Source organism: Streptomyces humi, assembly GCF_001005085.2.
Taxonomy (GTDB): Bacteria; Actinomycetota; Actinomycetes; order Streptomycetales; family Streptomycetaceae; genus Streptomyces; species Streptomyces humi.
This window is the reverse complement of record NZ_LBMU02000054.1, coordinates 1-13636: the sequence shown is the minus strand read 5'-3', so window position 1 is coordinate 13636 and position 13636 is coordinate 1. Positions and strand designations below refer to the sequence as shown.

Annotated in this window: 14 protein-coding genes; 3 read left to right on the top strand and 11 right to left on the bottom strand. The window is 72.2% G+C overall.

Features of this window, described 5'->3' with window-relative positions; translation table 11 throughout:
- Window positions 1-293: 293 nt before the first annotated feature.
- Window positions 294-728 (bottom strand): ATP-binding protein, encoded by a 435-nt coding sequence (locus AAW13_RS24375; protein WP_046733327.1) that lies wholly within the window; start codon window positions 726-728, stop codon window positions 294-296.
- 241 nt (window positions 729-969) lie between these two features.
- On the bottom strand, window positions 970-1311 hold the full coding sequence (bldG, locus tag AAW13_RS24370) for an anti-sigma factor antagonist BldG (RefSeq protein ID WP_010986038.1): 342 nt from the start codon (window positions 1309-1311) through the stop codon (window positions 970-972).
- Between the two features lie 81 nt (window positions 1312-1392).
- Here bldG and AAW13_RS24365 point away from each other — a divergent pair, with 81 nt between their 5' ends.
- Window positions 1393-3843, top strand: a complete 2451-nt coding sequence (locus AAW13_RS24365; RefSeq protein WP_079178942.1) for a DEAD/DEAH box helicase — start codon at window positions 1393-1395, stop codon at window positions 3841-3843.
- 59 nt (window positions 3844-3902) lie between these two features.
- On the opposite strand, the gene AAW13_RS24360 is transcribed toward AAW13_RS24365, so the two are convergent.
- From AAW13_RS24360 to ssd, 7 genes are all read right to left on the bottom strand, one after another.
- Window positions 3903-4178: an Rv3654c family TadE-like protein gene (locus tag AAW13_RS24360; RefSeq protein WP_420855490.1), complete on the bottom strand. Its 276-nt coding sequence runs from the start codon at window positions 4176-4178 to the stop codon at window positions 3903-3905.
- Between the two features lie 146 nt (window positions 4179-4324).
- Window positions 4325-4639 (bottom strand): TadE family type IV pilus minor pilin, encoded by a 315-nt coding sequence (locus AAW13_RS24355; protein WP_046733325.1) that lies wholly within the window; start codon window positions 4637-4639, stop codon window positions 4325-4327.
- Window positions 4640-4667: 28 nt separating this feature from the next.
- A complete protein-coding gene (locus AAW13_RS24350; protein ID WP_046733324.1) occupies window positions 4668-4847 on the bottom strand; it encodes a DUF4244 domain-containing protein in 180 nt (59 codons plus the stop codon).
- Window positions 4848-4906: 59 nt separating this feature from the next.
- The gene (locus tag AAW13_RS24345; RefSeq protein WP_046733323.1) at window positions 4907-5686 is read right to left on the bottom strand and encodes a type II secretion system F family protein; all 780 of its coding nucleotides are present in this window, start codon (window positions 5684-5686) and stop codon (window positions 4907-4909) included.
- Window positions 5683-6543, bottom strand: coding sequence for a type II secretion system F family protein (locus AAW13_RS24340; protein ID WP_206306271.1), 861 nt, complete (start codon window positions 6541-6543; stop codon window positions 5683-5685). Before AAW13_RS24340 ends, AAW13_RS24345 begins: the two co-directional genes overlap by 4 nt.
- A 74-nt stretch (window positions 6544-6617) precedes the next feature.
- Complete coding sequence (locus AAW13_RS24335; protein ID WP_046733321.1) at window positions 6618-7823, bottom strand: TadA family conjugal transfer-associated ATPase; 1206 nt, start codon at window positions 7821-7823, stop codon at window positions 6618-6620.
- A complete protein-coding gene (gene ssd / locus AAW13_RS24330) occupies window positions 7820-8917 on the bottom strand; it encodes a septum site-determining protein Ssd (RefSeq protein ID WP_046733320.1) in 1098 nt (365 codons plus the stop codon). Before ssd ends, AAW13_RS24335 begins: the two co-directional genes overlap by 4 nt.
- Before the next feature lie 584 nt (window positions 8918-9501).
- On the opposite strand from ssd, the gene AAW13_RS24325 reads away from it, so the two are divergent.
- Window positions 9502-10326: an HAD family hydrolase gene (locus tag AAW13_RS24325; RefSeq protein WP_071659674.1), complete on the top strand. Its 825-nt coding sequence runs from the start codon at window positions 9502-9504 to the stop codon at window positions 10324-10326.
- 377 nt (window positions 10327-10703) lie between these two features.
- On the opposite strand, the gene AAW13_RS24320 is transcribed toward AAW13_RS24325, so the two are convergent.
- On the bottom strand, window positions 10704-11528 hold the full coding sequence (locus AAW13_RS24320; RefSeq protein WP_046733318.1) for a Fic family protein: 825 nt from the start codon (window positions 11526-11528) through the stop codon (window positions 10704-10706).
- Window positions 11529-11628: 100 nt separating this feature from the next.
- Here AAW13_RS24320 and AAW13_RS24315 point away from each other — a divergent pair, with 100 nt between their 5' ends.
- Entirely contained in the window at window positions 11629-12609 is a 981-nt protein-coding gene (locus AAW13_RS24315; protein WP_107483397.1) for an ATP-binding protein, read from the top strand.
- On the opposite strand, the gene AAW13_RS24310 is transcribed toward AAW13_RS24315, so the two are convergent.
- A partial coding sequence (locus AAW13_RS24310; RefSeq protein WP_071659673.1) for a polysaccharide deacetylase family protein occupies window positions 12599-13636 on the bottom strand: 1038 nt, incomplete at its 5' end. The two genes, AAW13_RS24315 and AAW13_RS24310, sit on opposite strands and share 11 nt — an antisense overlap.

The following is a 13636-nucleotide window of genomic DNA, read 5'->3' as shown; positions in this document are numbered from 1 at the left end:
TGGACGGATTCTAGGTACCCCGGAGTGATCTAAACAGGGGACGGTAAACGGAATTGGCCTTCTCGTGCTCTTCAGCAAATGATCGAGGTCATGCCACCGAACCCGAAAGTGGTAACGCCCTAAAAGCATTGACGATCACCAGTGGAGCAATCGACGCTTGATCGAATTATCGGGCGATCTTCCGGGCATTGATCGTGAATGATTTCACGAATTCGGCGACCGGATGACATCCGACGGAAAATAAGAAGAAGGGCCCTGCTCGCAGGGCCCTTCTGTCTTCGGTCGGGTGACTCTCAGGTGAGCCCGACCCCGGGTGGGACGGTCGGCCAGGTCATACGGATCAGGCCGCCGTACTCCCCGGCGGTGACCTCCACGTCGTCGACGAGGCCGCTGATGACCGCGAGGCCCATCTCGTCCTCCTCGGCTTCCACGTCCGCCTCCGCCGAGGCACCGGATGCCCCGTCACCGGGAGTGGAACGGGGGGCGTCGTCGCCGACCTCGATGGAGAACTGCTTCTCGTCCTCGATCAGCGCGACCCGCACCGGCTCGGTGATGCCGGCGCCCTGGTGCAGACCTACGGCCCGGGAGCAGGCCTCACCCACGGCCAGCCGGACCTCGTCCAGGACGGCCTCGTCCACTCCGGCCCTGCGCGCCACCGCCGCCGCCACCAGTCGGGCGGTGCGGACGTGCTCGGGCAGCGCGCTGAAGCGGAGTTCAACGGTGGCCATACGTCCCCCTCGGAACTACGGGCGTGCGATGGGAGGCCGGGCCGCCGAGTGCCCGGACCCCCCGATGAATTGCGACCGCCACGGGCACCACGACCCGTGAACGGCTGCCGGCACAGGCACACGGGCCCGAGCGGGCTGGGGTGGCACGGATCACACACGCGCGAAGCGCACAGGCCCGTGCCGGAGACCGGCCGGACGCCACGGACCGATGGGCGGTCCGGGACGCGTCGGCCGGTCCGGGTCAGTCGGTGGCCGCCACCGCTTCCTCGACCGAGGTGTGGATCGGGAACACCTTGGTGAGACCGGTGATGCGGAAGATCTTCAAAATGCGCTCCTGGTTGCACACCAGGCGCAGCGAACCCTCATGGGCACGCACCCGCTTCAGGCCGCCGACCAGCACGCCGAGCCCGGTGGAGTCGAGGAAGTCCACGCCCTCCATGTCGACGACGAGGTGGAAATTCCCGTCGTTCACCAGCTCGACCAGCTGCTCGCGCAACTTGGGCGCGGTATATACGTCGATTTCGCCACCGACCTCGACGACCGTACGATCGCCGACGGTACGGGTCGACAGGGACAGGTCCACGGATCCTCCAGCACCTTGCTATCGAGCGGTCGCCCCTTGGGACACCTCGGCTTGCGGCCCCTGGGACGTTCGCCAGCCGCGATGGCATTCAATCACTTACCGGCAGGCGTGCACGACGCCTTGGCCCCATTGTCCGTCACGCCGGTGACACACTCGGTCCCGATGGCCATAAATCACCGATCCGATCGACCGCCGGTTCCGGCCGTGTCCGGGTTCGCTCCGGGCACGGTCCTGGACCGGCTCGCCTCCGGGCCGAGCCGGGCTTCGCGCATCACTCATACGGAGCACTTGCCCCCGCGCGCGGGTCGGCATGCCGTCTGGCCTGACCGGATTCGCTCGGAAGTGATCGCGGCCGTACGGGCGTGCGGCATCGAGCATCCCTGGGAGCACCAGGCACTGGCCGCCGAGCACGCCCTGGACGGCGACTCGGTGGTGGTCGCCACCGGCACCGCCTCCGGCAAGTCCCTGGCGTACCTCGTGCCCGTCCTGTCCACGCTCCTGGAGGGCTCCGAGGCCCCGAACGGCCGGGGTGCCACCGCCCTCTACCTGGCGCCCACCAAAGCACTCGCGGCGGATCAGTGCCGATCCGTGAAGGAACTTTCACAACCGCTGGGCAACGCCGTGCGCCCAGCCGTGTACGACGGCGACACGCCGTACGAGGAACGCGAATGGGTGCGCCAGTACGCCAACTACGTGCTCACCAACCCGGACATGCTGCACCGCGGGATACTCCCGGGGCACCCGCGCTGGGCCTCCTTCCTGAAGTCGCTGAAGTACGTCGTCATCGACGAGTGCCACACCTACCGGGGCGTCTTCGGCTCGCACGTCGCCCAGGTGCTGCGCAGGCTGCGCCGCCTGTGCGCCCGCTACGGCGCCTCCCCCGTCTTCCTGCTGGCCTCCGCCACCGCCGCCGAGCCGGCCGTCGCCGCCCGCCGCCTGACCGGCCTGCCGGTCGTGGAGATCGCCGACGACGCCTCCCCGCGCGGCGAACTGGTCTTCGCCCTGTGGGAGCCGCCGCTGACCGAGCTGCACGGCGAGAAGGGCGCCCCGGTCCGCCGTACCGCCACCGCGGAGACCGCCGACCTGCTGACCGACCTCGCCGTGCAGGGCGTGCGCTCGGTCGCCTTCGTGCGCTCCAGACGCGGCGCGGAGCTGATCGCCGTCATCACCCAGGAACGGCTGGCCGAGGTGGACCGTTCCCTCGCCCGGCGTGTCGCGGCCTACCGCGGCGGCTACCTCCCCGAGGAGCGGCGCGCCCTGGAACGCGCGCTGCACTCCGGGGAGCTGCTCGGGCTTGCCGCCACGACGGCCCTGGAGCTGGGCGTGGACGTCTCCGGACTCGACGCCGTACTGATCGCCGGGTACCCGGGTACCAGGGCCTCTGTGTGGCAGCAGGCGGGCCGCGCCGGCCGCGCCGGTCAGGGCGCCCTCGCGGTGCTGGTCGCACGCGACGACCCGCTGGACACGTTCCTCGTCCATCATCCCGAGGCCCTGTTCGACCAACCGGTCGAATCGACGGTCCTCGACCCCGACAACCCGTACGTCCTCGCCCCGCACCTGTGCGCCGCCGCGGCCGAGATCCCGCTCACCGACGACGACCTGGAGCTCTTCGGCCCCGCCTGCGAGGAACTGCTGCCGCAGCTGGAGGCCGCGAAGCTGCTGCGCCGCCGCACCAGGGCCTGGCACTGGACCCGGCGGGAGCGGGCCGCCGACCTGACCGACATCCGCGGCGAGGGCGGCCGTCCGGTGCAGATCGTCGAGGAGGGCACCGGACGCCTGCTCGGCACGGTCGACGCGGGCGCCGCGCACTCCACCGTCCACGAGGGCGCGGTCCACCTCCACCAGGGCCGCACCTATCTCGTGCGGTCCCTGGACCTGGAGGACTCGGTGGCCCTGGTCGAACAGGCCGAGCCGCCGTACTCCACGGTCGCCCGCGACACCACGGCCATCTCGGTCCTGGAGACCGACGTCGAAATCCCCTGGGGCGACGGCCGCCTCTGCTACGGCTCCGTCGAGGTCACCAACCAGGTGGTCTCCTTCCTGCGCCGCCGGCTCATCACCGGCGAGGTCCTGGGCGAGACGAAACTCGACCTCCCTCCTCGTACGCTGCGCACCCGCGCGGTGTGGTGGACCGTCACCGAGGACCAGCTCGACGAGGCCCGGATCAGCCCGGAGATCCTCGGCGGCGCCCTGCACGCCGCCGAACACGCCTCCATCGGCCTGCTCCCGCTCTTCGCGACCTGCGACCGCTGGGACATCGGCGGCGTGTCGATCCCGCTGCACCCCGACACACTCCTGCCGACGGTCTTCGTCTACGACGGCCATCCGGGCGGCGCGGGCTTCGCGGAGCGCGCCTTCCACACGGCCCGCACGTGGCTCACGGCCACCCGTGAGGCGATCGCCGCCTGCGAGTGCGACGCCGGGTGCCCCTCCTGCATCCAGTCCCCCAAGTGCGGCAACGGGAACGAGCCGCTGCACAAGCGGGGGGCGGTGCGACTCCTCACGGTGCTGCTGAAGGGGGCGCCGGATTAGGCCGTTGGGGCGGTGCGGGCCGACGGGGGCAGGTCGCGCGTTTCCTCCCCCCCCAGCCTTCAGGGGCGAGTCGCAGCGGGGCCGGCTCTGGCTCGAACCTCTGCCGCGAACGGCCCTCCGCCCGAGACCGCCGAGACATCCGAGACGTCCCCGACGATCACGCACCGCGTCAGCCGCGCACCCTGTGCCCGCGCCACCCGGTCGGCCCGGGCGCAGGCCGCCGCAGTCCCCCGGGCCCAGTGGTCCGCCGCCGCGAGCGCGGCCATGTCGGCACCACCGGCCGCGCGGTGCCGGACAACCACGGCGTGCCCCAGCCCCAGCACCGCCCCGAACACCACGCACAACACGGCGACAGCGCCGACGCTCCAGACAGTGGCCGAGCCCTGATCGCGCGCCCCGTTGCACCGTGCCCCGAAGGGACGCGAGGAACGGCGCGACCAGCCCCCACCGGCCCGCAGCCGAACGAACACCGCACGCCCCCTCACGGCCCCTCCGCCAACGCCACCGCCGACTCCCGCACCTCGAGCGACAGCGCCCCCAGCAGCGGCGGCCTCGCCACCACCGTCACCCGGACCTCGTCGCCCTCCCGGCCGATCGTCACCGCCGCCCCGTCCGGCGCCGCCTCCTTCGTCACCGCGACCACCGCGTCCTCGGCGTCCTGCCGCGCGGCGGCCCGCGCCCCGGTGCGGGCGGCGTCCACGCACTGGATCTGGGCGGCCACCACGAGCAGCCCCCACACCAGCGCCATCGTGAACGCCACCAGCACCGGCAGCACCACGGCCGCCTCCGCCGTCACGAACCCCCGGTCCGCGTCTCGCCGCCGCTCACACCCGCGCACTGAGGGCCCGTTTCACGATGTCCTGGAGCTCCGCACTGACCTCCCCGCTCGTCACGACCGCGTAGAGAACCGCCGCGAACCCGACGGCGGCGATGATCCCCATCGCGTACTCGGACGTGACCATGCCCTCGTCCCGGCGCAACAGATTCCACATTTTCCTGTACATACTCGACTCCCTCGACTTCTCTGAGATCCATTGCTGTTGACGGCCTGCTGTCGTCCCTCTCAGCCACCACCCCCTCGCAGCACCCCGCCCGCCAGCCCGATCACCACGGGCAGGACCCCGATGGCGATGAACGCGGGCAGGAAGCACAGCCCCACCGGAGCGGAGATCAGCACCGCCGCCCGTCGCGCCCGCGTGGTAGCGCCCCGCGCCCACTCCGCGCGGGCGTCCGAGGCGAGCCGGGCCACGGGGACGGCCGCCGGCAGCCCGGACTCGTCCGCGCGCTCCAACAGCCGGGCCAGACCGGCGGCCCCCGGCAACGCCGCCAACCTCCGCCAGGCGTCGGCCGGTTCGCCACCGAGCCGCACCTCAGCCGCCCCTCGCGCGAGCCCTTCGCCCACAGGTCCGCCGAGAGCCTCACCGACGGCCTGGGCGGCGGCCACCGGACCGGCGCCGGCCGCGATGCAGGCGGCCAGGAGATCGGAGGCGAGCGGGAGTTGGCGAGCGGCCTCGGCCGCCTCCGCCCGCGCCGCCCGGTCACCGTCGCCCTCCCGGCGCCGCCACCGCCACAGCCCCACGGCGGCACCCAGCCCCAGCAACGCCCCGGTGATCCCGCCGATCAGCACCCAGCCGCCGCACACCACACCGACGACCGGCAGCCACCCGCGGACCGCGCCGCCGGCGTCGAAGTGCTTCACCGGCGCCCCGAGGGCCAGCAGTGCGGCCATCCGGCGCCGGGTCCGACGCCCGCGCCTCGCCCGCGCCGTCCGCCACGCCGACCAGCCCAGGGCCAGCAGCACCGCGACCGTCACCCCCAGCCTGTGGACAACTTCCGCGCTCATGGCGCCTCAGCTCCCCGTACGATCCGGGCCGCCCACCACATCCCGGCGCCCTCGAACGCCGTACCGGCCACCAGGCAGCCCAGCCCGGCCCCGGTGTGCAGCAGCACACGCAGCGGGTCGGCACCCATCGCCGAGCCCAGCAGCAGGCCGAGGAGGGGCAGGGCCGCCAGCATCAGGGCGGTGGCCCGGGCGCCCGACAACTGGGCGCGCAGGTCGGCCCGCTGGTCCCGTTCGGCGCGCAGGGCCGCGTCCAGCCGGTCGAGTCCGGCGGCCAGTCCCGCTCCCTGGTCGACCGCCACCCGCCAGCAGGCCGCGAGCCCCAACAGCCCCTCGGCGCCGGGCTGCCGGGCCGCCACCGCGAGCGTCCCGGGCACGTCCCCACCGAAGCGGGCGGCCGCGACCACGGCCCCCTGGGCATCGCCGAGTCCCCCGGAGTCCCGCGCGGCCCGTGGCAGCGCCTCCCCGGGCTGCCGTCCCGCGCGCACCTCTCCGGCGAGCGCCCCGCACAGCGCGATCACCGCGTCGGCGCGTGCCTCCCGGGCGCGTCGCGTCTGGCGGGCCAGCCGCAGCCGGCGCAGCGCCGGGATCCCGGCGGCCCCCATGAGGACCGGAACGGGCGAGCCGGCCAGGAAGGCGAGCGCCAGCCCGGCGGCGAGAGCCCACCACTCACTCCGCCAACGGCCGTGCAGCCGCCGCAGTTCCCCGACCGCGCGCTCCCAGGAGGGGGGTCCGGTGGCCACCACCCCGCCGCCGGCGAACAGCAGCCGCGCCCGCCGTACCCCGCGCTGCCGCTCGGCCAGCAGCCAGGCCATGACTCCGCCGCACACCACGGCCGCACCCACCGTCGTCTCACCCATCACGAACTCCCCTTTCAAATCCCGGATCACTCACGTCACATCGGACAGGGCGGCCAGCTCAGCCCCCCGCCGGCTCACACGTCACCCGCGTCACTTCGAAGCAGATCCCGCAGCCGCTCCCACCCCCGTTCGCGCGCGAAGGCCTCCGCGCCCCAGCGCAGTGCCGGTACCGTGCGCACCAGGCCCGCCGAGTCCCGCTCCAGCACGTGCACCTCGTTGATCCGCCGTCGGCCCGCGCGGTCCCGCACGAGGTGCAGCACCACCGACAGGGCGGCCGCCAACTGGCTGTGCAGGGCGGCCCGGTCGAGGCCCGCGGCCGTACCGAGCGCCTCCAGGCGGGCCGGTACGTCGGCCGCCGCGTTGGCGTGCACGGTGCCGCAGCCGCCCTCGTGGCCGGTGTTGAGCGCGGCGAGCAGGTGCACCACCTCGGGGCCGCGCACCTCGCCGACCACGAGCCGGTCGGGCCGCATCCGCAGGGCCTGCCGGACCAGGTCCTCCAGGGTGACCAGGCCCGCGCCCTCCTGGTTGGCGGGTCTGGTCTCCAGCCGTACGACATGGGGGTGTTCGGGCCTCAGCTCCGCGGAGTCCTCGGCGAGCACGATCCGCTCCCCCGGGCCGACCAGCCCGAGCAGGGCACTGAGCAGGGTCGTCTTCCCGGTGCCGGTGCCGCCGCTGACCAGGAAGGACAGCCGGGCCGCCAGGAGGGCTCGCAGGATCCGGTCGCCGCCGGGCGGAACGGTGCCCGCCGCGACCAGTTCGCCGAGCGTGAACGCCCGGGGCCGTACCACCCGAAGGGACAGGCAGGTGCAGCCGATCGCCACCGGAGGCAGGACCGCGTGCAGACGGGTGCCGTCGGGCAGCCGGGCGTCCGCCCACGGCCGGGCGTCGTCCAGGCGTCGCCCGGCCACCGCGGCCAGCCGCTGCGCGAGGCGCCGTACCGCCGACGCGTCCGGGAAGGCGACCCGGGTGAGTTCGAGGCCGCCGCCACGGTCCACCCACACCCGGTCGGGGGCGGTGACCAGGACGTCGGTGACCGCGGGGTCGGCGAGCAGGGGCTCCAGGGGGCCGCTGCCGACCAGTTCGGAGCGGAGCCGTTCGGCCGCTCCGAGGACCTCCGCGTCACCGAGCACCCGGCCCTGCGCGCGCAGCGCCTGCGCCACGCGCGCGGGGGTCGGTTCGGCGCCGCTCTCGGCCAGCCAGCGCCGTACCCCGTCCAGCAGGGCCGAGCCGTCGCCGTCCGGCGGTGCCGGGACGTTCCCGACCACGGGGCCGGCCCTCATGCGCCGCCCGCCTCGACCAGGGTCCGCTCCCAGAAGTCCTTGCAGAAGCGGGCCAGCGGTCCGCGTGCGGCCGAGCCCGGCGGTTTCCGGTGCGGGCGGGACAGGCCCGGTTCGACGGGGACCTCGCCGGCCAGCGGCAGGCCGAGCAGCCGGGCCACCTCCCGGTCGTCCAGTCCCGGCGCGTACGGCCCCCGTACGGCCACCCTGAGGTCGCGGACGACCATGCCGACGGTGGCCGCCACCCGTCCGGCGGCCGCGATCGCCCGGAGTTCGGCGGGGACCACCAGGAGAGCCAGGTCGAGCTGGGTGAGGACTTCGGCGATCTCGTCGTCCAGACGGCGGGGCAGGTCGACGACGACCGTGCCGCCGCGCCGCCGTGCGGCCGCGAGCACCGCGCGGACGGCGGGCGGCGGGATCGCCACGCAGTCGCCGCGGTCCCAGCTGAGGATCCGCAGCGAGTGCAGTTCGGGCAGCGACTCCTCCAGGGCGCCGCTGCCGAGCCGGCCGCGCGAGGCGGCGAAGGCGGGCCAGCGCAGCCCCTCGGCCGTCTCCCCGCCGAGGAGTACGTCGATTCCGCCACCCAGCGGATCCGCGTCCACCAGGAGGGTGCGCAGCCCCTCCCGCGCGGAGGTGACGGCGAGCGCGCAGGCGAGCGTGGAGGCACCGGAGCCGCCCCGGCCGCCGATCACCCCGACGGTGAGGGCCGGGCGGCCCACCCCTTCGACGACGTCGGCGATCCGGTCCACGAGCCACTGCTCGCCGTCGGGGAGCATCAGGACATGGTCGGCACCGATCTGGACGGCCCGTTTCCACACGTCGGGGTCGTCCTGATCGTGTCCGACCAGCACCACTCCACGCCTGCGCACGGCCCCGCGCACCCGCCCCGCGGCGTCGTCGCCGACCAGGACGAGCGGGGCGGACTCCCAGCCGCCGCCGCGTTCCGGTGGGCCGTGGTGGACCTCTGGTTTGGCACCGGCCGCGGCGCACAGGCGCAACAGGTCGTCGAGGAGTTCGGCGTCCTCCGTGACGATCATGGGACGTCCGGGGCGTCCCGAGTCGGCGGACGGCGGTTCCTGGGTGACAGTTCCGGCCACGTGAGCTTCCCCCTTGGCTGAGTTCTGGCGCGTGGCCCCTGCGGCCCCGCGATTCCCAAACGTGTGAAGAACCGGCAAGCGGCCTCCATATGCACGGCCGGTAGAAACCGGCCATTGGCGCCCGGCAATCGGAACCGGCCATGAACTCGCCGCCGCCGGAGCGCACTGGAATCACGGTGCAGCGAACCCGGAAATCGTGTGGATCTTGGTCCAAAACTGTGGACAACCAGGGGCTTGTGAATATCGGCATCACCCATACCGGTGAGCCCCGTTCTGGGCTGTGTACGACATCCACAGCGCAGCGCCACGACTACCCAGCGTGACGGATCATGGGCACACGAAAAGAGCGGCCGAAGCCGCCCGACCAAGGCCTCGCGGCCCATGAGAGAGAGGAGAAACCCACCCGGACATGCGACGACCCCCACCGGGGGGGAGAGTGGGGGTCGTCTCCACGGCCGACTCGGGGGGGGGAGGAGCCGGACCGGGTTAGCACGGTCGCGAACGATCCGTGACTTCCATGGTGTACCCGAGAGCCCTCTCAGGCAAACCCACGCGCCCCACCTTACGCCGAATGGTGGGCGCCTATGCTCAGGGGCGTGGAAAACCACTCCTTGCCCCGCACAGCGGCCTTCTTTGACCTGGACAAGACGGTCATTGCGAAGTCGAGCACGCTCACCTTCAGCAAGTCCTTCTACCAAGGCGGTCTGATCAACCGCAGGGCCGCGCTGCGCAACGCGTACTCCCAGTTCGTGTTCCTCGTCGGCGGTATGGACCACGACCAGATGGAGCGAACCCGCGCGTACCTGTCCGGTCTCGTCCGCGGCTGGAATGTCCAACAGGTCAAGGAGATCGTCGCCGAGACCCTGCACGACCTCATCGACCCGATCATCTACGACGAGGCCGCCTCCCTCATCGAGGAGCACCACCGGGCCGGCCGGGACGTCGTCATCGTGTCCACGTCGGGCGCCGAGGTCGTCGAGCCGATCGGCGAGCTCCTCGGCGCGGACCGGGTGGTGGCCACCCGCATGGTCGTCGGCGACGACGGCTGCTTCACGGGCGAGGTGGAGTACTACGCGTACGGCCCGACGAAGGCGGAGGCCGTGCGCGAGCTGGCCGCCTCCGAGGGGTACGACCTGGCGCGCTGCTACGCGTACAGCGACTCGGCGACCGACGTGCCGATGCTCCGGACCGTCGGACACCCGCACGCCGTGAACCCGGACCGCGCGCTGCGCCGCGAGGCCCTGGCACAGGGCTGGCCGATCCTGGACTTCCACCGCCCGGTACGGCTCAAGCAGCGGATCTCCGCGCCTCCGCGTCCGGCCCTGGTCGCCGCGGCCGCCATAGGCGCGGCGGCCGCCACCGCGGGACTGGTCTGGTACGCGAGCCGGCGCCGGAGCACGGTCGTCTGACGCCGACCCCGCCTCCACATTCACCCGTTCGGCCGATCGGCGCCCTTTTCAGGTGCCTTTGAACGTAAAAGTAAAGAACTGTAGGCAGGACTTCCGCTTGCTCCGGGCTTGCAGTACAAAGGGGTTAGCGGCCCGCGAGACCAAAGGACATCCGAGAGGATCACCTTTAATACGCATTTGGCCCCACGGACCCAGCATGGACACCGAGCACCCACGCGACGTCGACCCGTCGATTACGGGCCAGCCGCACCAGGTGACGGGCAAAGCACCCGACCTGATGGGCGACACATCGAGGACGCTTGGTAACCCGGTGAACATGCCAGCGGCGGTACGAGTTCTCGTACCGCCGCAACCCTTTTCCGGGGCCTCCGCGGGCCCTACGCCGCGCCGCGTTGCAGCGCCTCGCAGACCGCCGTCGACTCCCGCACCCCCAGTTCGACCGCGCGCCCACAGTGGGCGATCCAGGCCGCCACGCCCTCCGGGGTGCCGGAGACGTAGCCGTCCAGGGCCGCCAGATAGGAGGCCCTGCCCAGCTCGGCGTGGCCGACCTCGGCGGGACAGATCGCCTTGGGATCGAGACCGCTGCCGACCAGCACGATCCGTTCGGCCGCACGCGCGACCAGTCCGTTGCCCGTCGTGAAGGGGCGCAGCGCGAGCAGTTCGCCGTGCACCACCGCGGACGTCACCAGCGCGGGGGCCTCCGTCCCCGCGATGATCAGTCGGGAGAGACCCTCCAGGCGCCCCGCCACCTCACCGGCGTCCGGCAACGGCAGCTCGACCAGCGGCTCGTCGACCCGCTCGCCGGCCTGCCGCGGCCTGCCCACCTCGGCGTCGTCGGTCGCCGCCGCCACCAGATGCAGCCGGGCCAGCACCCGCAGCGGCGACTGCCGCCAGATGGAGAGCAGCTGGCCGGCCTCCGCGGTCAGCCGCAGGGCCGCGCCGACCACGCGGGCCTCGTCGTCGGCGCCGAAGTCGGACCGCCGCCGCACCTCCTCCAGCGCCCAGTCGGCGCCGGAGAGCGCGGCACTGCCCCGGGCGCCGCGCAACGCGGCCTCGGAGGTGACGGCGTTGCTGCGGCGCCGCATGACCCGGTGCCCGTAGACCCGGTCCACGGCCTTGCGCACGGACTCCACGGACTCGGCCACCCCGGGCAGCGCGCCCAGGGCCGCGAGCGGATCGGCGGTCGCACCTGTCGTACTCATGAGTACGACCCTACGCACCAGCACCGCGGGCTCCACGAAGGAGTGGTCTTCTTCACTCCATCTGACACATACAGCTATCGGACGACTACGCTTCGTGAACATGAAAATTGCTTTCGTCGGGAAGGGCGGCAGCGGCAAGACCACGCTCTCCTCCCTTTTCATCCGGCATCTCGCGGCGGCCGGCGCGCCGGTCGTCGCCATCGACGCCGACATCAACCAGCACCTCGGTCCCGCGCTCGGCCTCGACGAGTCGGAGTCGGCGGCACTGCCCGCGATGGGCGAGCGGCTGTCCCTGATCAAGGACTACCTGCGGGGCAACAACCCGCGTATCGCCTCCGCCGCGACGATGATCAAGACCACCCCGCCCGGCGAGGGCTCGCGGCTGGTCCGGGTGCGGGAGCCCAACCCGGTGTACGACGCCTGCGCGCGACCGGTGGAACTCGACGGCGGCGCCGTCCGTTTGATGGTCACCGGGCCTTTCACGGACGCTGACCTCGGAGTCTCCTGCTACCACTCCAAGACGGGCGCGGTGGAGCTGTTCCTGAACCACCTCGTCGACGGCCCCGACGAGTACGTCGTGGTCGACATGACGGCGGGTTCGGACTCCTTCGCCTCCGGCATGTTCACCCGCTTCGACATCACGTTCCTCGTCGCCGAACCGACCCGGAAGGGAGTCTCCGTCTACCGCCAGTACAAGGAGTACGCCCGGGACTTCGGCGTCGTGCTGAAGGTCGTCGGCAACAAGGTCCAGGGGCAGGACGACATCGACTTCCTCCGCGCGGAGGTGGGGGACGACCTGCTGGTCACGGTCGGGCACTCGGACTGGGTGCGGGCCATGGAGAAGGGCCGGCCGCCCCGGTTCGAGCTCCTGGAGGACGCCAACTCCCGCGCCCTGCGCAGCCTCAAGGTCGCCGCCGACGCGACGCACCAGCTGCGGGACTGGGAGCGTTACACCCGGCAGATGGCCCATTTCCACCTGAAGAACGCCCTGTCCTGGGGCAACGACCGCACCGGGGCCGACCTGGCCGCGCAGATCGACCCCGGCTTCGTGCTCGGCGAGGAAGTGGCGGCTACTGCCTGACCGCCGGCGCCCCGGGCACCCCCTTCGGCGCCGGGGCGGGACCACCGGACATGAAGGACGCCCAGCCCTGCCGCGGGGCCTCGCCCACGTTCAGGCTCCGCAGCCGGGCCAGGACCCGCGGGTCCTGGGCGTCCAGCCAGTCGGCCAGCTGATGGAAGGAGACACAGCGCACGTCGGGCTTGTTGCAGACCTTCTGGACGACGTCGTCGATGGCGCGCATGTACGTGCCGCCGTTCCAGGACTCGAAGTGGTTGCCGATGACGAGCGGCGCGCGGTTGCCGTCGTAGGCCCGGTTGAAGCCCTGGAGCAGCCCGTCACGCATCTGGTCGCCCCAGTAGTCGAACTTGTCGGGGTCGCCCTGGGTCCGGGTGCCGGACTGGTTGACCATGAAGTTGTAGTCCATGGTCAGCTGCTCGTAGGTGTGGCCGGGGAAGGGGACGAGCTGCATGGACAGGTCCCACAGCCCCTCCCTCTTCTTGGGCCACACCTGGTCGTTGACGCCACTGGTGTCGTAGCGGAAGCCCAACTGGCTCGCCGCCTTCACGAAGTTCTTCTGTCCCTCCAGGCAGGGGGTGCGGGCGCCGATGAGCTCCTTCTCGTAGTCGAAGGGCAGCGGCGCGGCGTTCTTCATCCCGGTGTTGGTCTTCCAGGTCTTCACGAACTGCTTGGCCTGGGCGATCTCGCTCTTCCACTCGGCCACCGACCACTCGCCGACACCGCCGTCGGGGCCACAGAAGTGGCCGTTGAAGTGGGTGCCGATCTCGTTGCCCTCCAGCCAGGCCAGCCGTAGCTGCCTGACGGTGTCGGTGATGCCCTGTTCGTCGTTGAAGCCGATCTCGGAGCTGCCGGGCGAGTGCTGCGGCGGGCGGTAGAGGTCCTTCTTCTCCTCGGGCAGCATGTAGACGCCGCTGAGGAAGTACGTCATGGTCGCGTGGTTCTCCTTGGAGACCTTACGGAAGTGCGAGAACAGCTTCTGGCTGTCCTCGCCCGCGCCGTCCCAGGAGAACACCACGAACTGCGGGGGCTT

Bases quoted from the DNA above. Each gene is read 5' to 3' on its own strand.
- AAW13_RS24375 (WP_046733327.1), bottom strand. From the start codon at position 728: ATGGCCACCGTTGAACTCCGCTTCAGCGCGCTGCCCGAGCACGTCCGC.
- AAW13_RS24365 (WP_079178942.1), top strand. From the start codon at position 1,393: ATGGCATTCAATCACTTACCGGCAGGCGTGCACGACGCCTTGGCCCCA.
- AAW13_RS24350 (WP_046733324.1), bottom strand. From the start codon at position 4,847: ATGTACAGGAAAATGTGGAATCTGTTGCGCCGGGACGAGGGCATGGTC.
- AAW13_RS24345 (WP_046733323.1), bottom strand. From the start codon at position 5,686: ATGAGCGCGGAAGTTGTCCACAGGCTGGGGGTGACGGTCGCGGTGCTG.
- AAW13_RS24340 (WP_206306271.1), bottom strand. From the start codon at position 6,543: ATGGGTGAGACGACGGTGGGTGCGGCCGTGGTGTGCGGCGGAGTCATG.
- AAW13_RS24335 (WP_046733321.1), bottom strand. From the start codon at position 7,823: ATGAGGGCCGGCCCCGTGGTCGGGAACGTCCCGGCACCGCCGGACGGC.
- AAW13_RS24325 (WP_071659674.1), top strand. From the start codon at position 9,502: ATGCTCAGGGGCGTGGAAAACCACTCCTTGCCCCGCACAGCGGCCTTC.
- AAW13_RS24320 (WP_046733318.1), bottom strand. From the start codon at position 11,528: ATGAGTACGACAGGTGCGACCGCCGATCCGCTCGCGGCCCTGGGCGCG.
- AAW13_RS24315 (WP_107483397.1), top strand. From the start codon at position 11,629: ATGAAAATTGCTTTCGTCGGGAAGGGCGGCAGCGGCAAGACCACGCTC.